This is a genomic window from Dactylosporangium salmoneum (assembly GCF_039532525.1).
Classification (GTDB): domain Bacteria; phylum Actinomycetota; class Actinomycetes; order Mycobacteriales; family Micromonosporaceae; genus Dactylosporangium; species Dactylosporangium salmoneum.
The window spans coordinates 1-24,746 of record NZ_BAAARV010000037.1 but is presented as its reverse complement, the minus strand read 5'-3'; the positions used below and the strand labels follow the sequence as shown (position 1 = coordinate 24,746).

Below are 24,746 nucleotides of genomic sequence, written 5' to 3'. Positions count from 1 at the left end.
CACGCTCTTCGCTCAGACGACGCCGCTGCCCAGCGCGCCCTCGATGGTCTTCATCGACCAGCCCACGGCGGAGAGGTACGCCTTGGCCAGTTCCCCGGAGGAGACCGGCGACGCGGCCAGCGCCTGCTCGTCGGCGAGCTCGTAGGCGCGGACCACGGCGAGCACCTGGCCGAGCCGGCCGTGCCCGTCGACGAGCGCCTCCACCACCTCGACGGTCAGCGGCAGGCGGGAGGCGATCTCGGCGATCGGCTCGGAGATCAGCTCGGCCACGCCGGCCAGCAGCCCTACGGTGAACGCCGCCTCGCCGGACAGCCCGAGGCGCTCGGCCACCGTCTGGCACAGCCGGGCCCGGGCCATCGTGGCCGACAGCTGCTCCTCGCTGGCCGACTCGGCCACGTCGCTGACCAGCATGAGGGCCGCCCACTGGCGGATCTTGGCCGAGCCGAGCAGCACCACCGCGTCGCGCACCGAGGCGACCTTGCGGGGCAGGCCGGTGGCCGCCGAGTTGGTCGCGCGCAGCACGCGGTAGGACAGCGCCGGATCGCTCTGCACGATCGAGACGACCCTGGTCAGGTCCGCGTCCTCGGCGGTCACCGCGCCGAGCAGCTCCAGGCGGCGCAGCCGGGACGGGGAGAGCGCGACCGCGCTGAGCACCTGCGGTCGGCCGACCGCGTAGCCCTGCAGCAGGTCGAAGCCGAACCGCTTGGCCAGCAGGATGTGCTCCTCGGTCTCCAGGCGCTCGGCGACGAGCTTCACCCCGGGGAAGCGCCGGCACTGGTCGACCACCACGGCGAGCTCGTCGGGCTCGCGGATCAGCAGGTCCAGCTTCACGTAGGCGGCCAGCCCGAGCAGCCGCTCGTGGCCGAGGCCGAAGACGAAGTCGTCGAGGGCGATCTCGTACCCCTGCTCGACCAGCCGCGCCGTGCCCGCCAGCACCGCCGAGTCGATCTCCACCGTCTCCAGGATCTCGAGGATGGCGTGGTCGGGGTCGAACGGCAGCGGCAGGTCGCCGACGAGGAACTCGCGGGTCAGGTTGATGAAGCACTTGCGCCCGCCGACCAGCTGCTCCAGCCCGAACTCGGTGAACGCGTTGACGATGACCTGGCTGGTCGCGTACGAGCTGCGGCGGGTGGCCTCGATGTCGTCGGCGGCGCCGCGGAAGAGCAGCTCGTAGCCCACGACGTGGCCGCCCCAGTCGTAGATGGGCTGGCGGCCGATGTGCACCAGCTGGGTGGAGTCGGTGCGGGAGGAGGGCGTTGCTGCGGGCTGCACGCCCGGACGATCGGCATCCGGCGCTGCAACCAAAGGAAAACCCTCAGAACTACCCGTTCGGCACCGATCAGGGGGACAGCGACCGAGGGAGAGAGGAACTGCACGCGGTGCCGAAGCGGCTTTCGCAGTACATCGTGCCGATCGGCATCGTCCTGATCATCCTCATGATGGTCGTGCCGCTGCCGTCGTTCATCCTCGACACGCTGATCGCCGCGAACATCACTCTCGCGCTGGTCATCGTCCTGGTCAGCATGTACGTCAAGCGGCCGCTCGAGTTCTCCTCGTTCCCGTCGCTGCTGCTGATCGCCACGCTGTTCCGGCTGGCCCTCAACATCAGCGCGACCCGGCTGGTGCTCACCAACGGCTTCGCCGGCCACGTCATCGACGCGTTCGGCCACTTCGTCGTCGGCGGCTCGCTCATCGTCGGCCTGGTCATCTTCCTGATCCTGTTCATCATCCAGTTCATCGTCATCACCAAGGGCGCCGAGCGGGTGGCCGAGGTCGGCGCCCGGTTCACGCTCGACGCGATGCCGGGCAAGCAGATGGCGATCGACGCGGACCTCAACGCCGGGCTCATCGACGAGGGCACCGCCCGCAAGCGCCGCGGCGAGATCACCGCCGAGGCGAGCTTCTACGGCGCCATGGACGGTGCCTCGAAGTTCGTCAAGGGCGACGCCATCGCCGCCATGATCATCACGGCGGTCAACCTCGTCGGCGGCTTCGCGATCGGCATGCTGCAGCGCGGGCTGTCGCCGCAGGACTCGATCTCGACGTACTCGCTGCTGTCCGTCGGCGACGGCCTGGTCTCGCAGATCCCGGCGCTGCTGCTGTCGGTCGCGACCGGCCTCATCGTGACCCGCTCGGCCAACGACGGCGACATGGGCAGCACGGTGAGCCGCCAGCTCAGCCAGAACCGCCGCGCCCTGCAGATCGGCGGCGGCGCGGCCCTGGCCCTGTGCCTGGTGCCCGGCCTGCCCAAGCTGCCGTTCCTGCTGGCCGGCGGGGTGGTGCTGCTCGTCTCGGCCCGGCTGCCCAAGCAGGCCGAGCCGACCGTCGAGGAGCAGGCCGCGGCCGCCGCCGAGGCCGAACTGCCGCCGCCGGACCCGACGGAGACGCTCATGGGCGAGATGCGCGTCGACCCGCTGGAGCTCGCACTGGCCCCCGACCTCGTCGACCTCGTCGACGCGAGCGGCGGCGACCTGCTGGAGCGGGTGCGGGCCCTGCGGCGCAAGGTCGCCCTGGAGCTGGGCATCGTGATGCCGCCCGTGCGCACGCGCGACGACCTGGAGCTGCCGCTGTCGACGTACGTGGTGCGCATCAGCGGCGTCGAGGTCGGCCGCGGCCAGGCGCCGCCGGGCACCGTGCTCGCCATCGGCGACGGCCTCGACTTCCTGCCCGGCCGGGCGGGCGTCGAGCCCGTGTTCGGCCTGGCCGGCAAGTGGATCCCGGCCGAGCTGCGCCACCAGGCCGACCTGACCGGCGCCACCGTGGTCGACCGGGCCTCGGTCATCATCACGCACCTCGCCGAGATCGTCCGCGTGCACGCCAGCCGGCTGCTCGGCCGCGAGGACGTGCGCGCGCTGACCGAGGTCGTCAAGCGCAGCAACCCGGTCGTCGTGGACGAGCTGACCCCGTCGGCGCTCAGCCTCGGCCAGGTGCAACAGGTGCTGCAGGGCATGCTCGACGAGGGCGTGCCCATCCGCGACCTCGTGCGCATCTTCGAGTCCCTGTCGCTGCAGGCCAAGCAGTCGACCGACCCGGACTCGCTGCTGGAGGCGGCCCGGGCCTCGCTCGGCCCGGCCATCGCCAACCGCTACTCGCACGACGGCATGCTCACCGCGATCACGCTGGAGCCGCGGCTGGAGCAGCAACTGCTGGAATCGATGCGCCCGACCGACAACGGATTGCAGCTACTCATCGACACGGCCCGCGCCGAAGCCATTCTGGCCGATCTCACGCGCCTCACCGAACAGGGCGAGGAACGCGGCGTGAGCCCGATCCTCGTATGTTCCCCACAACTGCGCAACGCGCTGCGCCGCCTGGTGCAGATGGCGCTTCCGCGTTTGCCGGTTTTGTCGTACTCAGAGATCACCGGGAGTACGCTGCGAATTGAGACTATTGGGGTGGTGAACGGTGCCTACCCGGTTGCTGCTTGAGGGTCGTGACCTCGAAGAACTGCTCGCGCAAGTCCGCGACGAGCACGGGCCCGACGCTGTCATCATCTCGGCGGAAAAGGTCCGCTCCGGTGGCGTCGGCGGCCTTTTCGGCACCCAGAAATACGAGCTGACGGTCGAGGTCCCCGACCCCGGTGACATTCCGTCCGGCGCCGCTGGGACAACTCAACCACCAACCACCGAGCCCGACCAAGCCGACACGCCGAAACGCCAGTTCACCATCGAGGATCTGGCCGCAATGGCGGACGCCGCGGAGCGCAAGGGCGAGAATCCGACGGCGGCTTCCGCATTCGCGGAATTGCTCGCCGAGGCGCAGCAGGAAACGCAACACCCGGCCGCGGTACCGCACGAGCGCCCCGCCACCGCCGCCGACGCCCTCAGCCGCTTGCTGGGTGGCGAGCCCCCGGCCGGGAAGGCGCCGGCGAAGCCGAAGTCCAACCCGACGAAGTCCGCGGCCGGCAAGTCGGCTGCGCCGCCGCCCGGCTCTGCTCCTTCCGCTGCTTCGGGAGCCGCCGCCGCTCCCGGAGCCGCCGCTACTCCCGGGCCGGCCCGATCGGCCGGGGCCGGAGCCGCCGCGCCGCCCGGATCGCCACCGCCCGCCGCGGCCACCGCCGGGAACGCCACGCCGACAGGATCGCCGCGGTCCGCCGCCCCTGGGACCGCCGCGCCCTCGGCGGGCGGGCCCGGGCCGGCCGTGCCCTCGCTCCGTACCGCTTCACCCCCGGGATCGCCCACGTCCGGCGTACCGTTCGGGCCCGCGGCGGGGAAGCCGGCCGAGTCCACGGCGCCGTCGGTGCGCCCCTTCCGGCCCGGCGCCGACCAGTCGGTGGCAAAGCTCGGCATGCGCCGGGCCGCCACTCCCCCGCCCCCACCGTCCGCCGCCTCCACCGGCCCGGCCCCCGCGAGCGCGCCCGGCAACGGCGCAGCCCAAACCAACGCCCCCGGAGCCAGCGCACCCGGAACCGGCGCAGCTGGACTCGCCGCACCCGGAACTGGCGCAGCTCGACTTGGCGCGCCCGGAACCGGTGCAACTGGACCCGGCGCACCGGGCGCTGGCGCAGCTGGACTCGGCGCACCCGGCAACGGCACAGCTGGACTTGGCGCACCGGAAGCCGGCGCACCCGCGGTCCGGCCCGCCACTCCGGCCAACCTCGCCGACCAGGCCGCCCCCACCAAGGCGCCAACCCCGCCCAAGCCGACCGGCCCCACCGAGGGCAAGCCGCCCGAACCGCGCACCACGACCTGGACCCCGGCAACTCCCCCGACCCTGGCGACCCACCTGCCGAATCCCGAGGATGCCGACTGGAGCGACCTCGACCGGCTGGGCACGCAGGACTGGGACGTGCCCGCCGACTGGTCCCCGGACGACGTCTGGGATGTCGCCCGGCAGTGGGGCGTACGCGCCGCGAGCGCCCCGGAACAACCGGCGACCGGCTCCGGCTGGGGCCCGCCACCACCATCGGCCACACCCAGCGCCACGCCACACGCGACCACGCCGGACTGGGGCCCACCACCACCATCGGCCCCGCCCGGCGCTGCACCGCACGTGACCGATTGGGGGCCACCGCCCCCATCCCGAGGCGTGCCGCACGGATCGACGCCCGAACGGACCTGGGGGCCACCGCCCCCGAACCCGCTCGGCCTGGACACGCCGCCGTCCGCCGGCTGGGGCGCAGCACCCGGCTGGGATACCCCCTCATCGGGCGCCCCGGCCTGGGCCGCAACCCTGGGGCCACCGCCGCCGGCCGGTTCGCCGATGCCCACCGGGGCCGCCCTGCGCAACGGCAAGCGGGGCGGCCGGCGCGGGGGCCCACCAGCGCCCCCGCCGACCCGCGCGGCAAGGCTCGGCCTCCTCGGCGGGGCCTTCCCGCGGGGGCCGGTGCCACCACCGCCGCCCTGGACGGGCGGGGAGCGGCCGACCGGGCCGCCCGGCCCCGCCGCCGAGCCGTACGAGCATGCCGATCAAGCGGCACCTGGACCTATCCGAAGCGAGCCGGCCCTGTACCGGCCTACCGATTCCCGGCAGGAGTCCGTAATGCCTGTTGAAGCGACCGCCACGGTGGAGAAGCCACGCACACCTCCCGCGAGCGAGCGGCTGGCCGGCGCGTACGCCGCCGAGGCCGCCGCCGCCCTGGCCGAGAAGGCCGAGCGCACCGAGCGGCCCGAGCGACCGGCGAACGTGCCGCAGCTGGCCCGCCAGCTGCAGTCGCTCGGCGTGCCGACCGACATCGCGGCGCGGGCCACCAGCGACGACACGTACGGCGCGATCGTCGAGGCCTTCGCCGCGCTGCCCGTCGCCGAGCCGGCCCCGGACGCCCCCGGCGAGACGCTGATCGTGGTGGGCGAGTCGACCCACGCGATGGAGGTCGCCCGGTTCGTCGCCGAGGCGCACCGCCTGGACGACGATCACATCCTGTTCGCCGGGCGCAACGCCGCCGCGGCGGGCATCGACGGCAAGCGGCGCATCACCGGCGCGCACGACGCCCGCCTGTGGGCCAAGAAGCTGCGCAAGTCCGACGCGCCGAGCGTGGTCGCGGTCGAGGCGGCGCTGGACGAGTCCAGCTGGGCCGCGGCCATCGTCGAGGCGGTCCGCCCGGTCACGGTGTGGGTCGTCGTCGACGCCAGCCGCAAGACCTCGGACGTCGCCCACCACCTGCAGGGCCTGCGCCGGGTGGACGCCATCTGCCTGCGCGGCACCGGCTCCAGCGGCGACCCGGCGAGCCCGCTGTCGCTGCGCGTCCCGGTGGCGCTGCTGGACGGGCGGCCGTCCACGCCGTACCAGTGGGCCGCGATGCTGTGCGAGCGGCTGAGCCTGGTGGGCGGCTGACGTGCTGGGCATGGCGCGGTACCCGACGCTGTTCCTGGCGTTGTTGCTCGCCTCGCCCGCACTCTACGCCGGCTTCGTGACCCACCAGCTCGACGCAAAGACGGCCCTGCTGCGGCTGCTCATCGCCGTGCCCGTTGCCGCGGTCATGCTCGGACTGTTCCGCATGGTCACGCGGGGGTACGGCAAACAGAAGGACGAGCAGGCCAAGCGCCCGCCCGAGGAGGGCACCGCGGCGGCGGGCGACCACGAGCCGCTGCGCGCCGAGGCGGTGGCCGGCGAGCCGTTCCCGCAGCGCCGGTCCGCGGACAACGAGTAGCGCCCTAAATATCGTTGGAGGACCGGTTGCGCAGCCCGTAGCGGCTCGCCACCGGGTTCCACACGCCCAGGAACCGGCCCTTGGCGTCGCTGGCGTTCTTCGACTGCCGCTGCGCCTCGTCGTAGTAGTCCTGCCCGCCGCCGCTGCAGCCGCTGGCCTGCTGCGCCTGCCCCCACGGCACGAAGTTGCGGTCGGCGGCGAGGGAGAAGCCCAGCGCCTCCTTGAGCATGCCCCGCAGCTGCTCGCCCTCGGGGATCGCCGAGAGGTCGAAGCGCGCGATGTTGTCGACCTGCGACTGGCGCTCGGTGCCCACGGTCTGCATGTCCGCGATCGCCTTGTCGATCATCGTGCACTTGCCGACCAGGTCGATCGCCGCGTTGAGCTTGGTCCGGCTGGCGATGCTGGCGTCGAGCAGCGCGTCGACCGCGGCCGCCTGCGCCTTCGGATCCCCGGTCGTGGCCGTCCCGGACCCGCCGTTCGCGGTCGGGCCGGGCGGCGTGCCGTCGGGCGCGGGGGCCGCCGTGGTCGCCGTCGCCGTCCCCGACGCCGCGGCCGTCTGCGTGCCGTTGCCGCCGGTCAGCCGTACCACCGCGATCACCGTGCTGGCGATGACCAGCACGACGACGATGACCGTCAGCGACAGCAGCACGCGTGACCGGGAAGGCTTGAGCGGCGGGTAGTACCCCGGCTGCGGCGACCCGGAGATCGGCGTCACCGAGATCGGCGTGGGCGACACCGGCACGCCCGGGTAGGGCGCCCCCGAGACCGGCGGGAGCTGCGGATACCCGCCCGGCGGGTACTGCGGCTGGACCTGCGGATACCCACCCGGCGGGTACTGCGGCTGGACCTGCGGATACCCACCCGTGGGGGCCTGCGGATACCCGCTGGCGGGGACCTGCGGGTACCCGCCCGCGGGGACCTGCGGCACACCGGGCGGGTACACGGCGGGCGGCGCCACCTGCGGATACCCGCCCGACGGGTACTGCGGCGGCGGCTGCCCGGCCCCGCCCGGGTTCGAGATCGGCGTCACGTCGTAGGCGACGGGTGATCCCGGGTATGCGCCTGCCGCGGGCGTCAACGGCGAGCCGCAGTTGGCGCACTGGGTTGCGGCGGCGGCGTTGCCCGGGAAGAAGCATGTCGGGCAGGGCATGCGCCCGAGGGTAACGATGCCCGCCAAGCCTCGGTACACCCGTGGGTTGCCGCGTGCCCCGATAACGGCCGATCCTCTCCCCCGTCCGTGCGGTTCTCGCCCGGTCGGACGGAGGCGAATTCCAGCACCGGCCGCGCCTCTCCTGCTGCGCGGGACACCGCGGGATGGCAGGCTCGGGCCATGGATGCCGGCCCCGATCGGTACGACGTCGTGGTGGTGGGTGCGGGCCCGGCCGGCGCCGCCGCCGCGCTGGCCGCGCGCCGCGCCGGGGCCACGGTCCTGTTGCTGGACCGCCAGGCCTTCCCCCGCGACAAGCCCTGCGGCGACGGTATCGCCCCGCACGCCCTCGACGTCGCCCGCGGGCTGGGCGTGCCGGACCTCGCCGCCGGGTACGCCCCGGTGACGTCGCTGCGGCTGGTCGGCCCGGGCGGAGGGGCGGTCGCGCGGCGCCACGCGCGCCCGGCGTACACGATCCCGCGCCTGGTCTTCGACCATCGCCTGGTGAGCGCCGCCGTGGCCGCGGGGGCGGTCCTGCGCGAGCACGCGGTGCGCCGGGTCGAGGACCGCGGCACCCACGTGGAGCTGGACGGCGAGATCCGCGCCGGCGCCGTGGTGGGCGCCGACGGCGCGTACTCGCTGGTCCGCAAGGCCCTCGGGCACGCGCCGAACGCCCCGGGCCACCTGGCCCTGGCCATCCGCGGCTACGCCCCGGCGCCGGACCTCCCGCCGGAGCAGCGCATCGTCACCACCCCGGCCGGGTGGCCGGCCTACGCCTGGGCGTTCCCCATCGGCGACGGCCGGGCGAACATCGGCTACGGCGAGGTGCTGCGCGGGCGTCCGCTCTCCCGGGCCTACCTCCTGGACCGCCTGGCCGCCCTCCTGCCCGACGTGGACACGGCGTCCGCGACCGGCCTGCGCGCCCACCACCTGCCGCTGTCCACCCACCGCCCGCCCCCGGCCGGCGGCCGCCTGCTGCTGGCCGGCGACGCCCTCTCCCTGATCAACCCCTTCACCGGCGAGGGCATCTTCTACGCGGTGCTCTCGGGGGCCCTGGCCGGCGCGGCCGCCACGACCGCCACCCCGACCGCGCACTATCGGGCCGCGCTGCGCGCCCGCCTGGGCCGCCACCTGCGCCACTCCCGCGCCGCGGCCGCCCTGAGCCAGCGGCGCTGGATCGTCGACGCCGCGGTCCGAGCCGCCGACCGCGACCAGCGGGTGTTCGACGCCCTGATCGAGCTGGGCCTGGGCGACGGTCGCCTGACCCCGCACGCCCTGACCTCGATCGCCCGCGCCGCACTGGCCTGAAAACACCAACGCTTCGGACTTATCCGCGGCCGGGGTATAAGTCCGATAAGTCGTGGCGCGCCAGCGCCCGACTTATCGAAGATCAGGACAGGTTGCCCGCCATGGTCGCCAGGGTGCGGACCGTGGTCAGGTACTCCTCGTCGGACAGTCCGGCGAGCGAGCGGCCCCGGATCGCGCGCACCTCGGTCTCGATCGCGTCGCGGGCCGCCGAGCCCTCGGGGGTGACCGTCCCGTCCGGCAGGGCCCAGCCCCGGTCGACCAGCTCCCCGAGCACTTCCGAATAGGGGCGCTCCCCCGGGCCCCAGAAGGGATCCGACGGGCCCAGGCCGTTCAGCACCTGCCACTGGCGCCTGGTGGTGGCGCGCGACGACAGGGCCGAGGCGAAGGCGGCCTCCAGCCGGCGGTCCAGCTCGCGCAGCCAGTACCCGATGGGACGCTCCTCGGCTCGCATGGCACACTCCAGTACATGTCGAAGGAATGTAGATAACAAAGAGTATGCATCGCGAGGACGAGGACGCCAAGGTGATGGCCGCCATCGAGAGCAGCATGGTGACGATCCGGCGGCGGCAGACGCGGCGGGCACTGTCCCGCGAGGCCGACAACGGCGTCGATCCCGCGCTGTTCGACGTCGTCGACGCCGTCGAGGGTGCGGAGCTGCAGGGCCGGCCGGTCACCGTGACCGACGTCGCGGCCGCGCTCGACGTGGCGCAGCCGCGGGCCAGCAAGCTCGTGGCGGCGGCGGTGGAGGCCGGGCTGGTCAGGAGGGAGGCCGACCAGAGCGACGGGCGGCGGGCGCTGCTGGTGCGCACCGAGGCCGGCCGGGAGCTGTGCGAGCGGGTCCACCGGGCCCGCCGGGCACGCTTCGCGCGGGCCACCGCGGGCTGGACGGCGCGGGAGCGCGCCACGTTCGCCCAGCTCCTCGGCCGGTTCGTGGACGGGCTCACGGATCCGGCAGCAGAACGCCACTGAGCGTCGATTCTTCAAGAGCCGCCGCTGCAGTAATCTTCGCCGGGGGGTGATGCGGGTGGAGGCCGACGATCCGGTACTGACGGACCTCGCCCGCCAGTGGGTCGCCGCGGTACGGCAGACCAGCTTCCTGGATCTGGGCGCCGACGCGCTGCAGAAGTTCTTCGAGCGGCAGGCGGCCGCGCTGCGGGGCGGGGACGCGCAGGCCGGGGCGGCCGCCGGGGCCGCGCTGGTCGGCGTCGGGCTGAACAACCCCGAGGCCCTGCAGCGCTCCATCGGGCTGCTGTTCCAGCTGCCGGGGGCCGGGGCCGAGATGATCGGCGGGTTCGCCGCCGGCTTCGCGCAGGCCAGCCGGCAGAAGATCCTCGACGACCAGGAGCGCATCCGGCGGGCCTGGACACGGGCGCTCACCGACGCCGAGCACAGCCTGCAGCGCGAGCTGCACCACCAGGCCCACCACGACCCGCTGACCGGGCTGCCCAACCGGGTGCTGCTGTACCGCCACCTCGCCGACGCCCTGCGCGAGGCCGGGCCGGACACCCGGATCGGCGTGTGCTTCCTGGACCTCGACGAGTTCAAGACCATCAACGACACGCTCGGGCACGGCTACGGCGACCAGCTGCTCGTCGCGCTGGCCGACCGGCTGCGCTCCACCGTGCTGGCCGCCGGGCACTTCGTGGCCCGGGTCGGCGGCGACGAGTTCGTGGTGGTCGTGCGCGACACGAAGGGCAACGACGAGCTGACCGAGCTGGCCGAGGCGATGCTCGCCGCGCTCAACAAGCCGGTCCTCCTCGACGGGCACGAGCTCGCGGTGTCGGCCAGCATCGGCATCGTCGAGCAGGCCGCGCGCGGCGCCGAGCCGGACGAGCTGCTGCGGGCCGCCGACGCCACGCTCTACCTCGCCAAGGCCGACGGCCGGGCCCGCTACGCCCTGTTCGACGAGCAGCGCAACGCGCAGCAGCTGCTGCGGTACGGCCTCACCGGGCGCCTCGCCGGCGCGCTCGAGCGCGGCGAGTTCGAGCTGGTCTACCAGCCGCTCGTGGCGCTGGACGGAAACCGCCTGCGCGGCGCGGAGGCCCTGCTGCGCTGGCGCCACCCGGACCTGGGCACGGTCTCGCCCAACACCTTCATCCCGGTCGCCGAGCAGTCCGGCATGATCCTGCCGCTGGGCCGGTGGGTGCTGCGCGAGTCGTGCCTGGCCGCCGCGGCCTGGCAGCGCAGCCACCCGGGCACGCCGCTGCTGGTGAGCGTCAACGTCTCACCGCGGCAGTGCACCGACCCGCGGCTGCTCGACGACGTGCGGCACGCGCTGGCCGACTCCGGGCTGGACCCGGCCAACCTGCAGCTGGAGCTGACCGAGACGGTGCTCATGCAGTCGACCGGCCGGCCGGTGCAGACCCTGCGCACGATCGCCGACCTGGGCGTGCGGATCGTCATCGACGACTTCGGCATCGGCTACTCCAACCTGGCCTACCTGCGCCACCTGCCGGTGCACGGGCTGAAGCTGGCCGGCGCGTTCATGGCCGGCATCCGCAAGCTGGAGAGCGACCACGTCGACGAGCAGATCGTGGAGACCGTCATCCGGCTCGCCCACATGCTGCAGATGACGGTCACCGCCGAGGGGATCGAGACGGCCGACCAGGCCGCCCGGCTGGCCGCGCTGGGCTGCGACCTCGGCCAGGGCTGGCTCTTCGGGCGGCCGGTGCGGCCGGCCGAGATCCCCCTTACACCGTCACCCGCGTGAGCCGGATCCAGCGGTACCCGTAGGGCCCCAGCGTCAGCGCGGACATGTCGCCGACCTCGGGGTACTCCTGGTCCCCGAACACCTGGTTGGGGTGACTGGCCTCGGCTCGCAGCTCGCTCAGGTCCACGACCGCGTCCTCGACGCCGAGGTTGTGCAGGAACAGCATCGTGCCGGTGGGCCCCTCGGCCTTGTGCGCCAGCACGCCCGGCGGCAGCGGCTTGTCCACGACCACGCAGGCGCCGTTGGACACCTCGGGGCTCTCGCGCAGGGTCCGGATCATCCGCTCGAACCACGACAGCAGGGACCGGTCGTCGTGGCGCTGGGCGGTGACGTTGACCTTCTCGTACCCGTACTCCCCCTTGGCGATCACCGGCCGGACCGGCTCGCCCTTGCTGAACCCGGCATTGGTGTCGAACGACCACTGCATCGGCGTGCGGATCGCGTAGCGCCCCGGCAGCGAGAGGTCCTCGCCCATGCCGATCTCCTCGCCGTACCGCAGCACCGGCGTCCCCCGCAGCGTGAACTGCAGCGAATAGGCCAGCTCGATGCGAGCCCGATCGCCACCCAGCATCGGGGCGAGCCGCCGGCGGATGCCGCGGTCGTAGAGCTTCATGTCGTCGTCGGGGCCGAACTGGGCGAAGACGTTGGAGCGCTGCTCGGCGGTGAGCCGGGACAGGTCGATCTCGTCGTGGTTGCGCAGGAACGTGGCCCACTGCCCGCCCGGCGGGAGCTTCGGCGTGGTGCGCAGCCACTCGATGACCGGCTCGGGGTTCTGCCGGGCCAGGGCGAGCACCAGGCGGCCGTTGAGCATGAAGTCGAAGAGCATGTGAATGCGGTTGCCCGAGCCGCCGGCGTCGCCGAAGTACTCCGGCAGCTTCTCCGGCTCGACGTTGGCCTCAGCCAGCAGCATGGCGTCGCCGCGGCGCCACTGCACGTGCTCGCGCAGCTCGGTGAGGTAGTCGAAGTCCTTCGGGGAGTCGGGCTGGCCCGGCTCGGTCAGCTCGATGATGAACGGCACGGCGTCCATGCGGAACCCGGCCACCCCGAGCTGGATCCAGAAGGCGAGCACCCTCTTGATCTCGGCGCGCACGTGCGGGTTGGTGAAGTTCAGGTCGGGCTGGAAGGCGTAGAAGCGGTGGTAGTACCAGGCGCGGGCCCTGCGATGGTACGTCCAGGTCTCCGCCTGCTCACCCGGGAACACCATGCCCTGGTAGCGGTCGGAGGGCTCCTTGTTCGCCCAGACGTACCAGTCGCGATACGGCGAATCCGGCGACGACACCGCCGACTGGAACCACGGGTGCTGGTCGGAGGTGTGATTCACCACAAGATCGATGATGACCTTGATGCCCCGGTTCGCCGCCTGGTGGAGCAGCTCGGCGAAGTCACCCAGGGTGCCCAGCCGCGGATCGACGTTGTAGAAGTCGGTCGAGTCATAACCGTCGTCCTGCCCGGGCGTCGGGTGGATCGGGTTGAGCCACAGGCAGTTCACCCCGAGCCTGGCCAGGTAGTCCAGGCGGCTGATAACGCCTTGAAAGTCACCGATCCCATCGTCGTTGGAGTCCTGGAACGTCTCCACGTCCAAGCAATAGATGACGCTCTCGGTGTACCAGCGCTCGCCCATGTATTTTCGGGTCTCCGAATCCGGCTCCACTCAAACGCGCGCTTGCGTGCGCACGGGCCGGACCGCGAGGATGGCTCCCGGGGGGCTGATGGTCGACTTCGCAGGCGCGCTACGCGACGCAATCCAGGCACGTGGTCTGGGGCTGGAGCGCATCCAGGAGCGGTTGCGTGCGGAGGGCTACTCGGTGAGCCTGGCGACGCTGAGTTACTGGCAGACCGGGCGCAGCCGGCCCGAGCGGCGGGAATCGCTGGCCGCCCTGGCCGAGCTGGAGAAGATCCTCGAGGTCGAGCCGGGCTCGCTGGCCGCCCTGGTCGGGCCGCCCCGGCCGCGCGGGCGCCACCTGCACAAGAGCACCGAGAACCAGGAGCTCGGCGCCTTCTGGTCCGAGCGCGATCTCATCGTCGACCTGGCCCAGGGCATCGACACCCGCTGGGACGCCCGGCTGACCAGGCTCAGCCAGCACGACCGCGTCAACGTCGGGCCGGACCGGGGCGAGATTTCCTTCCTGGTACGGCAGGTGCTGCGGGCCGAGGCCGACGGCCCCGACCGCTGGGTGGCGATCATCCGCCTCGACGTCCCGGGCAACCCGCTGCCGCGGCTCGAGCCGGTGCGCAACTGCCGGCTGGGGCGGGTCGTCGAGCACCCGGAGAGCGGCCTGTTACTGGCCGAATTGTTGTTCGACCGGCCGCTCGCCAAGGGTGAGACGGTGATCACCGAACATGCGCTGCACAATTATCCGCCGTTTCCGCTGGCGACTCAGTACGAGCGCAAGTTCCGCCTGCCGGTCCGCGAATACGTGGTCGAGGTCTGTTTCGACCCCGCCGCCTTACCGCGGGCCGTCTTTCAGTTCCAGCAGATGGACGGCCAGGACGAACAGGTCACGTCGATGGAGGTCGACGTGGGCCACACGGTCCACGCGATCGCCCTCGACTATGGCCCCGGCCGCTATGGACTGCGGTGGGACTGGGAGTAGTTCGCGCTGCTCACAACACTTTCGACAGTGTCGATCGCAGCACCTTGGACGGTAGGGAAGAACAACGGGGCGCCGGTGTGGCCAGCGCCCCGCCTCTGTTCCCGGAAATACCCGGCGTCACCATCGGAACGGCTGGGATGTCGCCGCGACGGTTAGGGTGGAACGCATGTGCCGCCTCCACAAGGAAGTCTTTTCCTTGGGAAGAAACCTATTCGCACCCGTGCCGGGCCCTCAAGGTTGAACCGAGCCTTAACAGTTAACCCTCGCGATGCCCGGAGGCCTTAACAGTTAAGAGTCGGACCCTGAGAGCGAAAAGGGCCGGACGGTCGCACCCGCCAACTTGTGCGACCGCCCGGCGTCATGGAACCCCGTGATCTATGCGAGCCTGATCCAGGCGGAGGCGTCCGGCGGCAGCGTGCCGTCCTCGTTCAGCGGCACGCTGCTGAGCAGCACCTCCCGGTGCGGCGGCAGCACCGCCGCCTCGGTGCCCAGGTTGGTCACGTTGGCGAATGAGTCGTCCCGCGCGAAGGCGAGCACGTGCGGCTCCGACTCCAGCCAGCGCATCGGCCCGTCGCCCAGGGCCGGGTCCTCGCGCCGGATGCGCAGCGCCTCGCAGTACAGCTCCAGGAAGGAACCCTGCACGCCCTGCTGGGCGGCGACGGAGAGCTCGGCCCAGTGCGCCGGCTGCGGCAGCCACGGCGTGCCGGTGGCGTCGGACGGACTGAAGCCGAACGGCGCCGTGGACCCCGACCAGGGCAGCGGCACGCGGCAGCCGTCCCGGCCGGGGTCGACGCCCCCGGAGCGATGGAACATCGGGTCCTCGCGCAGTGCGTCGTCGAGGTCCTCGACCTCCTCCAGGCCGAGCTCCTCGCCCTGGTAGAGGTAGTACGCGCCGGGCAGGGACATGGTGAGCAGCGCCGCGGCCCGCGCCCGGCGGGTGCCCAGCGCGAGGTCGGACGGCACGTCTCGGCGCTTGTCGGCGAAGGCGAAGTTGGTCACCTCGCGGCCGAAGCGGGTCACCTCGCGGGTCACGTCGTGGTTGCTGAGCACCCAGGTCGCCGGGGCGGCCACCGGGGCGTGCACCTCGAGGGTCATGTCGATCTCGTACCGCAACTTGTCGGCCTCCCACGGCGCGCCCAGGAAGGCGAAGTTGAACGCCGTGTGCAGCTCGTCGGGGCGCAGGTACCGGGCGAACGCCTCGTGGTCGGGCAGCCAGACCTCGCCGATGAGGGCGCGCGACGGGCTGTAGGTGTCCGCGATGCGCCGCCACGACTGGTAGACCTCGTGGATGCCGTCGTTGTCCTCGTACGTGTCGCTGACCAGCGGGTCCTTGATGAGCACGGCGGCCGAGTCGATCCGGATGCCGTCGATGCCCCGGTCCAGCCAGAACCGCAGGATGTCCTCGAACTCGGCCCGCACCGCCGGGTGGTCCCAGTTGAAGTCGGGCTGCTCGGGGGCGAACAGGTGCAGGTACCACTCCCCGTCCGCGACCCGGGTCCAGGCCGGCCCGCCGAAGATGGACTGCAGGTCGGTCGGCGGCAGCTCGCCGTGCTCACCGCGGCCCTTGCGGAACCAGAAGAGGTCCCGCTCCGGCGAGCCGGACGGCGCGGCCAGCGCCTTCTGGAACCAGGCGTGCTGGTCGGAGCAGTGGTTCGGCACGATGTCGCAGATCACCCGGATGCCCGCGGCGTGGGCCTCCTCGATGAGCTTCTCGGCCTCGGCGAGGGTGCCGAAGATCGGGTCGATGGCCCGGAAGTCGGCGACGTCGTAGCCGCCGTCGGCCAGCGGCGAGGGGTACCACGGCACGATCCAGATCGCGTCGATCCCGAGGCCGGCCAGGTACGGCAGGCGGGAACGCAGGCCTGCCAGGTCGCCGACGCCGTCGCCGTTGCCGTCGGCGAAGCTCCGCAAGTACACCTGGTAGATAGCGGCACTGCGCCACCATGCTTGGTGGGTCTGGTCGGCCACGTGGAACCTGCTTTCTCGCACTTTGAAAGTTTGAGTGGGGATGTGTTGAACGCTTTGGTGACCGCCGGCAGGGTGCTCAGCCCTTGACGGCCCCTCCCAAACCGGCGCTGGAGAGGAACATGCGCTGGAAGATCAGGAAGAACACGACCGGGATGAGCGTCGAGATGGCCAGGGACGCGAGGAACACGCCCAGGTCCGTCTGCGACGCGATCGCGGGCAGGCGCACCGACAGCGGCTGGTTCGTCGGATCCTTGAGCACCAGCATGGGCCACAGGAAGTCTTTCCAGCTCGCGATGGCCGCGAACACCGACACGACGCCGAGGATCGGCCTGGACATGGGCAGCACGACCGACCAGAACAGCCGGAACGCGCTGGCACCGTCGACCCTGGCCGCCTCGAACACCTCGCGCGGGAGGCCGTCGAAGAACCGCGTCACGATCACGACGTTGAACGCGCTCGCGCCGGACGGCAGCCAGACGGCCAGGAAGTTGTTGATGAGCGACGTGCCGATCAGCGGCGGGTTGAGGATCGTGAGGTACAGCGGCACCAGGAGCACGACGCTCGGCACGAACAGGGTCGCGATCACCAGTCCGTTGACGATCTTGGCCCAGGCCGGCCGCAGGACGGACAGCACGAAGCCACCCGTGGTCGCGACGAGCAGCTGCACGAACCACGAGCCGGCGGCGAGCCAGATCGTGTTGAGGAAGTAGCGGCTGATCTTGACGTCGTTCCACGCCTCGGAGATGTTCTCCCAGCGCATGCCGTGCGGGAAGATCGCCAGCGGCGTGCGGATGATGTCCTGCGTGGGCGTGACGGCGAACTTCGCCAGCAGCAGCATCGGCCCGACGCCGACGAAGAGCAGCAGCACCAGCAGGATCCCGTGCAGGATGCGCATGGTCCAGCTGACGCTGGGGATGCGCCAGTCCTGCTCGGAGACGTAGCCGCGGCCGCCCTCGAAGTTGGAGGCCTTGCGCTTGCGGACCGGCCGCGCGACCCGGACTGCGCCGGCCACACCGGCGATGTCGGTGGGCTCGGTGACGGCGGTCTGCGGGAGGGTCATGGCGCTCGTCTTCCCCTCGGAAATGTGTCGGCCGGTCACGACTTGCTCCAGCCGGACGTGAGCTTGAAGTAGATCAGGGACAGGATCGCCAGGAAGGCCGCGAGCATGACGGACAGGGCCGTCGCCGCGCCGTAGTTCCCGCCCAGGGACCGGCCGAAGCCGTAGTCGTAGATCATCAGAAGGATCGTGAGCGTGGCGTTGGCCGGGCCGCCGTCGGTGAACAGGTACGGCTCCAGGAACACCTGCACGGTACCGATGATCTGCAGGATGAACGTGATGAGCAGGACGCCGCGCAGCTGCGGCATGCTCACGTGCCAGATCTTGCGCCAGATGCCGGCGCCGTCGACCTCGGCGGCGTCGTACAGCTCGTCAGGGACGCTGATGAGCGCGGCCAGGTAGATGATGACCGTCCCGCCCGCCGCGGCCCACGTCGCTTCGAGGACGAGGGCGGGCAGGGCCAGGGACGGGCTCGACAGCCAGGTGTACGGGCCGAGGCCGATGTAGCCCAGCAGGGTGTTGAACACGCCGTCCTTGGCGCCGTCGTAGAAGAACTTCCACAGCAGGACGGCGACGACCGGCGGCACCACGACCGGGAGGTAGGCCAGCGCCGAGTACAGGCCCTTGCGCCGGCGCACCGAGCTGATGAGCACCGCGGCCACGAGCGGGATCGGGAAGCCGATCACCAGGGCCAGCAGCGCGAAGACGAGGGTGTTGCGGATCGCCGTGGGCAGGTCGGGGTCGGTCAGTACGTACTCGAAGTTCTTCCAGCCGACCCACTTCGGATCCCCGACGAGGTTCGTCTTCTGGAAGCTCATGACGACCGACCGCACGATCGGCCACCAGGAGAAGATCCCGAAGATGAGCAGGAGCGGCAGCGCGAACACGATCGAGCTCAGTCCGCCACGCTGGGCCCAGGTCTTCGGGCTGCGGCGGCGAACCCGCGCGCCCGTCCCCCGCTCGTGATTGCCCCTGGCGACGTCGGTCCGCCGAGGGGCACCCAAAGCGCTCACGACACATCACTCCTCGTCCTGGATTCGGGGGCATCGCCCCCGGTGTGGGCCGCCGGTCGCCCGGCGGCCCACTACTTACGGGTTGTTGATGATGTGGTGAGCGATCAGCCGGCCGCGTCGATGGCGCGCTGCGCCTTGGTGTTCGCGTCGGTGAGGAGCTGGTCGATGTTGGCGTTCTTGTCGGTCAGGACGGCCTGGACGACCGTGTCGAGCGACTTGTAGACGTCCTGGGTGGCCACGGCCGGCTCGTTGACGAGCTTGGCGTCGAACACCTTGCTGGTGAAGGTGGTCATCTGGTCCAGCGGGACGTTCACGTAGGACTTGATCCAGCCCTGGTAGGTCTCGTACTGCTGCTGCGAGAAGATCGGCAGCTCAGGGGTGCCCACGGGCTGCTTGCTCGCCACCATGGTCTCGGCGTTCTTGGCCGCGGCCTCCTGCTTGGTGTACTTGCGCAGGTAGTGGAAGTCGATCCACTTGATCGCGGCGGCCTTCTCGTTGGCGTTGGCCTTGCTGGACACGGCGGCCATGGTGCCACCACCGAGCACGCCGGCGTCGCTACCGGTCAGCGGGATCATCGTGAGGCCGTACGACTTCGGGTTGATGTTGTTGGTCTGCACGAGGCTCGTGTAGACGTCCTGACCCGAGGTGTACATGCCGAGCTTGCCGGCGGCGAAGGCCTGGTTGATGCCCGACCAGTCGTAGCTGAAGTTCGCGCCCATGGAGTTGTCGGTCCAGCGCAGGTCCTTGAGGAACTGCAGCGAGGCCTTGGTCGCGTCGTTGGTCAGCGTGGCCTTCTTGCCGTCCTCCATGCGCCCACCGCGGGCGTAGGTGTCGACGGTCAGCTGCCAGCCGCCGGTGCCGTCCTTGGACATCTGGGCGAAGCCGGCCTGGCCGGTCTTGTCCGCGATGGCCTTGGCGTCCGCGCGGACCTCGTCCCAGGTCGTCGGCGGCTTGTTCGGGTCGAGGCCGGCCTGGGTGAACAGGTCACGGTTGTAGTGCAGGCCGACCGCGTAGATGCTCTTGGCCGGGATGGCGTAGACGTGGCCGTTGTCGCCCTGGCCGTACTGCAGCAGGTTCTTGTTGAAGTTCGCCGCGTACGACAGCGTGCTGAGCTGGTCCTGCATGTCGGAGATCTGCTGGTTCGCGATCAGCGTCTTCGCGTCGGTGAAGGGGATCTCGAACACCTTCGGCAGCGTGCCACCCGCGAGGTCGGCCGCGAACGTGGTGGCCTTCCACTCGTAGTCGTGGGTCTTGACCGTGATGTTCGGGTTTTCCTTCTGGAAGTCCGTCACCTCCTGGGCGAGCGCCTGCTGCGCCTCGGGCTTGGCACCGGGGAGCAGACCCACGACGTCGAGCGTGACGGCGGCGTTCGCGTCTGCGGTCTTGTCCTTGTCGTCGTCCGAGCTGCACGCGGTGAGCGTGCTGCCCAGCGCAAGCGCACCCACGATGGCGACCGCCATCGTCGTGGTACGTGAGAACTTCATCGTCGCTCCTTGTTGGGGTGTGTAAGACATCCGACCCGTGGATTAGGAGGCCGTGCGGGCGGCCGGGGCGTCCAACCTTGACCGCTCGCACGGAAGAGCAGCCGGGCGCCGGCTGCCGGGGTGCATCAAGCGCGTTACTGATCGGTTTCCATCGCATCGCGTCAGGGTTTCCGCCCTGACGTAGGCAAGAGATTAGGCTCACGTCGCACAAGAAGTCCATGGCTCGTTGCAAAATTTTAATGATCTTTGGGCAGCCATTTGCACGGGCGCGCTCCCATGGGCCTTCAACTTGCACAGAATCGCCCGAAAACGCGCAGTGACCGGCCCCCGGGGCCGGTCACTGGGGGCCATAAGGGGCTCGAAAAGCCGTTGTAGAAACGATGCAAAGAGCCCCACGACATCCCGTAGGAGTCGTAGGGCTCTGTGGTAACCGGGGAACTTTTACGCGGCAGTGGTGGCCCGCGCCGCCTCCTGCAGGGCGCCGGTCGAGCCGCGCACGACGAGCTCGGGCTCGAACAGCATCTCCTCGGTCGGCACGAGCGTGCCGGCCACCTGGCTCACCAGCAGGGTCACGGCGGCCTGGCCCATCGCCTGGATGGGCTGGCGGACCGTGGTCAGCGGCGGGTCGGTGCAGTTCATGAAGAGCGAGTCGTCGAAGCCGACCACCGACACGTCGTCGGGCACCTCGCGGCCGAGCCGGCGGGCGGCCCGGATCGCGCCGAGGGCCTGCACGTCGGAGGCGCAGATGATGCCGGTGACGCCGTGCTTGATGAGCCTGGTGGCGCCGGCCCGTCCGCCCTCCATCGAGAAGATGACCCGCTCGACGTCGTCCTCGCTCACCGTGCCCGACTCTTCGGCGGCGGCCTTGAAGGCGGCCAGCTTGCGATTGGACGGGGCGTGGTCGGCCGGACCGAGGATCAGCCCGATGCGCTTGTGCCCCAGCGAGCTGAGATGGTTGAACGCCTGGTCCACCGCGTGCCCGTCGTCGACCGACACCCGGGGGAAGCCGAGGTCGTCGATGGCCGCGTTGACCAGCACCGCGGGCAGGCCGCGGTCGTGCAGGCGGTGGTAGTGCTCGTGCTCCGCGGCCGCCTGGTGATAGAGGCCGCCACAGAAGATGATGCCGGACACGTGCTGGTCCAGCAGCATCTCGACGTAGTCGGCCTCCGACACTCCGTCGGCGGTCCGGGTGCACAGCACCGGGGTGAAGCCGCGCTTGGACAGCGCGCCGGCGACCACCTCGGCAAAGGCCGGGAAGATCGGGTTTTGCAGCTCCGGCAGCACGAGGCCGACCAGGCGGGCCCGCTCGCCGCGAAGCTTGGTTGGCCGTTCGTAGCCCAGCACGTCGAGGGCGGTGAGGACCGCCGTGCGGGTCGCGTCTGAGATGCCGGGCTTGCCGTTGAGCACCCGACTCACGGTCGCCTCGCTCACGCCGGCGTACTTCGCCACCTCAGCGAGTCGTCGAGTCATGCCCGCAAGCGTAGTGCATGACTACGCAATTTTTTGCACGATGTCGCCCACTCAACGTTGGCGGCCTGGATCTTGCCGGTGTGATGCCCGAATAATCCGGGATAAATCCGGGCATCAACCCCAGCGCTTCACGTCAACCGGCCAGCGCGATCGAGATCTTGCCGCCGCCGTACCCCGAAACGTCCACCTTGAGGTCGAGCCGCCGGCCCAGGGCCAGCAGGTAGTTCACCGCGTCCGCCGGCGGCCCACCGCCGGGAAGGAACGTCTGGTGCAACTTGACCCGCGGTGCCCCCTCCTTGTTGATCAGCCCGGCGAGGATGTTGCACACCTCGATCGCGTTCTCGCCGATCATCTTGGAGATCTCTTTGTCATCGATGCAGTCCTGCGCACCGCCCGGCGGGATCAGGCCGATCGCCGCGCCGGCGTAGGCGGTGAGCTCGAAGTCCATGCCGATCACGGCCATGAGCTGCAGCCGTTCGTCGGTGTAGAGGGCGACCAGGGTCCGTGGGATGTCGGCGGCTTTGAGGGGGTCGGCCGGGTTCACCGTGACCGGTCGGCCGAGCAGGTCGTCAAAGAGATCCCTGACGGCCTTGGGAACGGGCAGAACATGCGACATAGCTCATATCATCCCAAAATAGGATCGAGTGCGTCCTTGAAAGTGTCGGCTGTGAACGGCTTGGTGACGAGGAAGAGCGCGCCGGCGTCCTCGGCCGCCTGTCGCATCTCCGGCGTGCCCTCGGACGTGACGAACCCGAACGGGACCTGGTTGCCGTTGGCGCGCAGCATCCGCAGCACCTCGACCCCGGTCATGTGCGGCATGTTCCAGTCGGACAGGACCAGGTCCGGCTTCTCGGCCAACGCCTTGTCGAAGGCCTCCTGCCCGTCGCAGGCCTCCACGAGGTCGTGCCCCTCGTAGCCGGCCTGGCGAAGGGTACGGGTCACGATCTGACGCATCACCCGGCTGTCGTCGGCGATCAGAATCTTCATGCGGGTGCTCCAGCAAGATCGGCGGTGCTTTCCAGAACAGTGACGGTGACCGACTCCGCCATCCAGGAGCCCTCGAGGTGGCACACCTCGGTGACCGACGGATAGCGGCCGTTGGAGCCGTCGACGTGCACGTGCGGCAGCGAGAGGGCGCACGGCTCGGGCAGCAGGCTCTTCACGTTGCCGCCGATGATGTTGGCCAGCTCGCCCAGGGCGTCGGCCACGTCCTCCTCGGCGACGTCGTCGAAGTCGATGCCCAGCAGCGCCGCGGCGACGTTCTTCGCGGCCGGCTCCGAGCAGCTCACCAGCACGTGGCCGCGCCATGCGCCGGTGACGGAAACCGACGCGGTGACGTCGGTTTCCGGTTTCTCGGGCGGGTAAGGGACCAGCGGGCTCGCCCCGTCCAGGTCCAGGTACGAGGACCAGACCTGCTCCGCGATGACCTTCAGGTCCTCTTCTGTCGGGTTGGTCATGCTGCGACTCCGTTCGGGACGAGGCCGAGCAGCGCCAGCTTGTCGATGATGGCGTCCGGGGTGAAGGGCTTGATCACGTACTCGTGCGCCCCCGAGGCCAGGGCCCGGACGATCTGGCTCTGCTCGCTCTCCGTAGTGACCATCATGAGCGTCATCCCGCGCAGCCGCGGCTCCGCGCGGACCGCCGTGACGAACTCCAACCCGTTCATCTCGGGCATGTTCCAGTCGACGAGCGCGAGGCCGGGGATCTCACCTTCGCCCTCGAGGACATTGGTCTTGAGGTAGTCCATCGCCTCTTGGCCGTTTCCCGCCTCGACTACGTCGAAGCCCAGCTGTGCCACGATCCGCTTGAGGATCAAGCGCATCGCGCGCGAATCGTCGATCACCATGGTGAGCATCCGGCTTCACCCCTTTCCTACTGCGCTCACGGCGGTGGCGGCCCTGCCGGCCGCCCGAAGCTTGTACGCGGAGGTCCGCCCGGCGACCACCCGCTCGAACCTGTCATCGATGCCGATCGTGGTCTCCGCGGAGCCCAGGAACAGCCAGCCGTCGGGGCGCAGCGTCCCCGCGACGCGCTGCAGTACGGTCCGCTTGGTCTGAACATCGAAATAGATCAGCACGTTGCGGATGAACACGATGTCGAACGGCCCCATCGGCGGGAACGGCGCCGCAAGGTTGAGCCGGCGGAACGACACGTTCTTGCGCAGCGTCGACGTCACCTTCCAGTGGGCGCCGTTGCGCTCGAAATGCTTGACCAGCAGCGGCGCCGGCAGGCCCCGGTTCACCTCGAGCTGGGTGTAGAGCCCGGCCTCGGCCCGGGTCAGCATCTCGGTGGAGATGTCGGTCCCGAGGATGTCGAAGGTCCAGCCGGGCGGCAGGCTGTCGTGCAGCACCATGGCGAGCGTGTAGGGCTCCTGCCCGCTGGAGCTGGCGGCCGACCACACCTTGATGGTCCGGGCGGACGAGCGCCTGACCAGCAGGTCGGGCAGCACCGTGTCGACGAGCTGCTTGAACGGTTCGCCGTCGCGGAAGAACGAGGTCTCGTTCGTGGTGAGCGCGTCCACGATCTTCGCGTGGATATCCGGCTCGGGACGCTGCTGGGCGCGATTGACGAACTCCGAGACCGTCGGCAGCCCTGACTGGCGGGCCAGCGGCAGCAGCCGGGCCTCGACAAGGTACTCCTTGCCCGCCTCCAGCACGATCGCCGCGTCGCGCCGGACCAGGCCGGCGATGAAGGCGAACTCCTGGGCTGTCAAGGTCATCGGGTCACCTCCATGGACTTCGCGCCGCGGCCACCTGCGGTACGGCTGATGAGATGGTTCGCGATCTCGCCGAGCGGCAGCACGGCATGCGCGATGCCCGCCTGTGCGACCGCGCCCGGCATTCCCCAGACGACCGACGTCGCCTCGTCCTGCGCCACGATCTCCGCCCCGGCCGAGCGCAACTGCTCGGCACCGCGTTTGCCGTCCTGGCCCATCCCAGTGAGGACGACCGCCAGCGTCGAGCCGCCGTACGTGCGCGCGACCGAACGGAACAGCACGTCGACCGCGGGCCGGCAGAAGTTCTCCGGAGGCCCGGTGTTGAGCTTGGTCACCACCTCGGTGCCGCGGCGGACCACCTCCATGTGGAAGTCCCCCGGCGCGATGTAGACGGTCCCCGGCCGCACGACCATGTCCCCGGTCGCCTCCACCACCGTGAGCGCGGCGGTGCGGTCCAGCCGGTCGGCGAACATCTTGGTGAAGACGGGCGGCATGTGCTGCACCACGACCACGGGCACCGGCAGGCTGGCCGGCAGCGCGCGGACGACGGCGGTGAGCGCGTCCGGGCCGCCCGTGGAGCAGCCGACGGCCACGACCTCGACGCCGCCGGTGCGCGGCGCGGCGGGCGCGGGCGCGGCGGCGGGGCCGCCCGGCGGCACGTTCGGCGGACGGACCACGCCCGGCAGCGGG

Annotated in this window: 23 protein-coding genes; 7 read left to right on the top strand and 16 right to left on the bottom strand. The window is 70.9% G+C overall.

The features are described 5' to 3' along the window. Positions 1-12: 12 nt before the first annotated feature. Entirely contained in the window at positions 13-1,272 is a 1,260-nt protein-coding gene (locus ABD352_RS24615) for an EAL and HDOD domain-containing protein (RefSeq protein ID WP_344614833.1), read from the bottom strand. 107 nt (positions 1,273-1,379) lie between these two features. On the opposite strand from ABD352_RS24615, the gene flhA reads away from it, so the two are divergent. Next, positions 1,380-3,428 carry a flagellar biosynthesis protein FlhA gene (gene flhA / locus ABD352_RS24610; RefSeq protein ID WP_344614832.1) on the top strand — a complete coding sequence of 683 codons (2,049 nt, stop codon included), beginning with the start codon at positions 1,380-1,382 and terminating at the stop codon, positions 3,426-3,428. Here flhA and ABD352_RS24605 read toward each other — a convergent pair. Continuing rightward, positions 3,388-3,777 carry a hypothetical protein gene (locus ABD352_RS24605; RefSeq protein WP_344614831.1) on the bottom strand — a complete coding sequence of 130 codons (390 nt, stop codon included), beginning with the start codon at positions 3,775-3,777 and terminating at the stop codon, positions 3,388-3,390. The two genes, flhA and ABD352_RS24605, sit on opposite strands and share 41 nt — an antisense overlap. 1,704 nt (positions 3,778-5,481) lie before the next feature. Between ABD352_RS24605 and ABD352_RS24600 the strand changes: the two genes are divergently transcribed. Together ABD352_RS24600 and ABD352_RS24595 are read left to right on the top strand one after the other, a co-directional pair. Continuing rightward, entirely contained in the window at positions 5,482-6,273 is a 792-nt protein-coding gene (locus ABD352_RS24600; protein WP_344614830.1) for a hypothetical protein, read from the top strand. Between the two features lie 10 nt (positions 6,274-6,283). Continuing rightward, positions 6,284-6,589 (top strand): hypothetical protein, encoded by a 306-nt coding sequence (locus ABD352_RS24595; protein ID WP_344614829.1) that lies wholly within the window; start codon positions 6,284-6,286, stop codon positions 6,587-6,589. A gap of 4 nt (positions 6,590-6,593) precedes the next feature. Here the strand turns inward: ABD352_RS24595 and ABD352_RS24590 are convergent, their stop codons facing one another. Further along, a complete protein-coding gene (locus tag ABD352_RS24590) occupies positions 6,594-7,739 on the bottom strand; it encodes a hypothetical protein (protein WP_344614828.1) in 1,146 nt (381 codons plus the stop codon). A 180-nt stretch (positions 7,740-7,919) separates the two neighbouring features. Here ABD352_RS24590 and ABD352_RS24585 point away from each other — a divergent pair, with 180 nt between their 5' ends. Beyond that, positions 7,920-9,044: a geranylgeranyl reductase family protein gene (locus ABD352_RS24585; protein WP_344614827.1), complete on the top strand. Its 1,125-nt coding sequence runs from the start codon at positions 7,920-7,922 to the stop codon at positions 9,042-9,044. 82 nt (positions 9,045-9,126) lie between these two features. On the opposite strand, the gene ABD352_RS24580 is transcribed toward ABD352_RS24585, so the two are convergent. Next, positions 9,127-9,495 carry a hypothetical protein gene (locus ABD352_RS24580; protein WP_344614826.1) on the bottom strand — a complete coding sequence of 123 codons (369 nt, stop codon included), beginning with the start codon at positions 9,493-9,495 and terminating at the stop codon, positions 9,127-9,129. 44 nt (positions 9,496-9,539) lie between these two features. On the opposite strand from ABD352_RS24580, the gene ABD352_RS24575 reads away from it, so the two are divergent. Both ABD352_RS24575 and ABD352_RS24570 read left to right on the top strand, forming a co-directional pair. Next, positions 9,540-10,013, top strand: a complete 474-nt coding sequence (locus tag ABD352_RS24575) for a MarR family winged helix-turn-helix transcriptional regulator (RefSeq protein ID WP_344614825.1) — start codon at positions 9,540-9,542, stop codon at positions 10,011-10,013. Between the two features lie 55 nt (positions 10,014-10,068). Further along, positions 10,069-11,754, top strand: a complete 1,686-nt coding sequence (locus ABD352_RS24570; RefSeq protein ID WP_344614824.1) for a putative bifunctional diguanylate cyclase/phosphodiesterase — start codon at positions 10,069-10,071, stop codon at positions 11,752-11,754. Here the strand turns inward: ABD352_RS24570 and ABD352_RS24565 are convergent. After that, positions 11,735-13,375, bottom strand: a complete 1,641-nt coding sequence (locus tag ABD352_RS24565) for an alpha-amylase family protein (RefSeq protein WP_344614823.1) — start codon at positions 13,373-13,375, stop codon at positions 11,735-11,737. The genes ABD352_RS24570 and ABD352_RS24565 overlap by 20 nt on opposite strands. Positions 13,376-13,463: 88 nt before the next feature. Between ABD352_RS24565 and ABD352_RS24560 the strand changes: the two genes are divergently transcribed. Further along, positions 13,464-14,348 carry a hypothetical protein gene (locus ABD352_RS24560; RefSeq protein WP_344614822.1) on the top strand — a complete coding sequence of 295 codons (885 nt, stop codon included), beginning with the start codon at positions 13,464-13,466 and terminating at the stop codon, positions 14,346-14,348. Between the two features lie 375 nt (positions 14,349-14,723). Here the strand turns inward: ABD352_RS24560 and ABD352_RS24555 are convergent, their stop codons facing one another. The 11 genes from ABD352_RS24555 to ABD352_RS24505 all read right to left on the bottom strand — a co-directional run. Beyond that, on the bottom strand, positions 14,724-16,337 hold the full coding sequence (locus ABD352_RS24555) for a glycoside hydrolase family 13 protein (protein WP_425553628.1): 1,614 nt from the start codon (positions 16,335-16,337) through the stop codon (positions 14,724-14,726). A gap of 55 nt (positions 16,338-16,392) precedes the next feature. Then, complete coding sequence (locus tag ABD352_RS24550; RefSeq protein WP_344614821.1) at positions 16,393-17,415, bottom strand: carbohydrate ABC transporter permease; 1,023 nt, start codon at positions 17,413-17,415, stop codon at positions 16,393-16,395. Beyond that, on the bottom strand, positions 17,412-18,386 hold the full coding sequence (locus ABD352_RS24545) for a carbohydrate ABC transporter permease (RefSeq protein WP_344614820.1): 975 nt from the start codon (positions 18,384-18,386) through the stop codon (positions 17,412-17,414). Before ABD352_RS24545 ends, ABD352_RS24550 begins: the two co-directional genes overlap by 4 nt. 104 nt (positions 18,387-18,490) lie before the next feature. After that, complete coding sequence (locus ABD352_RS24540; RefSeq protein ID WP_344614819.1) at positions 18,491-19,870, bottom strand: ABC transporter substrate-binding protein; 1,380 nt, start codon at positions 19,868-19,870, stop codon at positions 18,491-18,493. Positions 19,871-20,311: 441 nt separating this feature from the next. Further along, positions 20,312-21,340, bottom strand: a complete 1,029-nt coding sequence (locus ABD352_RS24535; RefSeq protein WP_344614818.1) for a LacI family DNA-binding transcriptional regulator — start codon at positions 21,338-21,340, stop codon at positions 20,312-20,314. 133 nt (positions 21,341-21,473) lie between these two features. Continuing rightward, positions 21,474-21,956, bottom strand: a complete 483-nt coding sequence (locus tag ABD352_RS24530) for a hypothetical protein (RefSeq protein WP_344614817.1) — start codon at positions 21,954-21,956, stop codon at positions 21,474-21,476. Positions 21,957-21,964: 8 nt separating this feature from the next. Beyond that, on the bottom strand, positions 21,965-22,327 hold the full coding sequence (locus ABD352_RS24525; RefSeq protein ID WP_344614816.1) for a response regulator: 363 nt from the start codon (positions 22,325-22,327) through the stop codon (positions 21,965-21,967). Continuing rightward, positions 22,324-22,797 (bottom strand): chemotaxis protein CheX, encoded by a 474-nt coding sequence (locus tag ABD352_RS24520; protein WP_344614815.1) that lies wholly within the window; start codon positions 22,795-22,797, stop codon positions 22,324-22,326. The genes ABD352_RS24525 and ABD352_RS24520 overlap by 4 nt, the downstream gene beginning before the upstream one ends. After that, entirely contained in the window at positions 22,794-23,195 is a 402-nt protein-coding gene (locus tag ABD352_RS24515) for a response regulator (protein ID WP_344614814.1), read from the bottom strand. Before ABD352_RS24515 ends, ABD352_RS24520 begins: the two co-directional genes overlap by 4 nt. 6 nt (positions 23,196-23,201) lie before the next feature. Next, positions 23,202-24,059: a CheR family methyltransferase gene (locus ABD352_RS24510; protein ID WP_344614813.1), complete on the bottom strand. Its 858-nt coding sequence runs from the start codon at positions 24,057-24,059 to the stop codon at positions 23,202-23,204. Beyond that, the coding region (locus ABD352_RS24505) for a CheB methylesterase domain-containing protein (RefSeq protein ID WP_344614812.1) at positions 24,056-24,746 on the bottom strand (691 nt) is incomplete at its 5' end. The genes ABD352_RS24510 and ABD352_RS24505, both read right to left, overlap by 4 nt.

Excerpts from the sequence above, each read along its gene's own strand:
- ABD352_RS24600 (WP_344614830.1), top strand. The coding sequence starts at position 5,482 with ATGCCTGTTGAAGCGACCGCCACGGTGGAGAAGCCACGCACACCTCCC.
- ABD352_RS24595 (WP_344614829.1), top strand. The coding sequence starts at position 6,284 with ATGGCGCGGTACCCGACGCTGTTCCTGGCGTTGTTGCTCGCCTCGCCC.
- ABD352_RS24590 (WP_344614828.1), bottom strand. The coding sequence starts at position 7,739 with ATGCCCTGCCCGACATGCTTCTTCCCGGGCAACGCCGCCGCCGCAACC.
- ABD352_RS24585 (WP_344614827.1), top strand. The coding sequence starts at position 7,920 with ATGGATGCCGGCCCCGATCGGTACGACGTCGTGGTGGTGGGTGCGGGC.
- ABD352_RS24580 (WP_344614826.1), bottom strand. The coding sequence starts at position 9,495 with ATGCGAGCCGAGGAGCGTCCCATCGGGTACTGGCTGCGCGAGCTGGAC.
- ABD352_RS24575 (WP_344614825.1), top strand. The coding sequence starts at position 9,540 with ATGCATCGCGAGGACGAGGACGCCAAGGTGATGGCCGCCATCGAGAGC.
- ABD352_RS24565 (WP_344614823.1), bottom strand. The coding sequence starts at position 13,375 with ATGGGCGAGCGCTGGTACACCGAGAGCGTCATCTATTGCTTGGACGTG.
- ABD352_RS24560 (WP_344614822.1), top strand. The coding sequence starts at position 13,464 with ATGGTCGACTTCGCAGGCGCGCTACGCGACGCAATCCAGGCACGTGGT.
- ABD352_RS24540 (WP_344614819.1), bottom strand. The coding sequence starts at position 19,870 with ATGAAGTTCTCACGTACCACGACGATGGCGGTCGCCATCGTGGGTGCG.
- ABD352_RS24535 (WP_344614818.1), bottom strand. The coding sequence starts at position 21,340 with ATGACTCGACGACTCGCTGAGGTGGCGAAGTACGCCGGCGTGAGCGAG.
- ABD352_RS24530 (WP_344614817.1), bottom strand. The coding sequence starts at position 21,956 with ATGTCGCATGTTCTGCCCGTTCCCAAGGCCGTCAGGGATCTCTTTGAC.
- ABD352_RS24525 (WP_344614816.1), bottom strand. The coding sequence starts at position 22,327 with ATGAAGATTCTGATCGCCGACGACAGCCGGGTGATGCGTCAGATCGTG.
- ABD352_RS24520 (WP_344614815.1), bottom strand. The coding sequence starts at position 22,797 with ATGACCAACCCGACAGAAGAGGACCTGAAGGTCATCGCGGAGCAGGTC.
- ABD352_RS24515 (WP_344614814.1), bottom strand. The coding sequence starts at position 23,195 with ATGCTCACCATGGTGATCGACGATTCGCGCGCGATGCGCTTGATCCTC.
- ABD352_RS24510 (WP_344614813.1), bottom strand. The coding sequence starts at position 24,059 with ATGACCTTGACAGCCCAGGAGTTCGCCTTCATCGCCGGCCTGGTCCGG.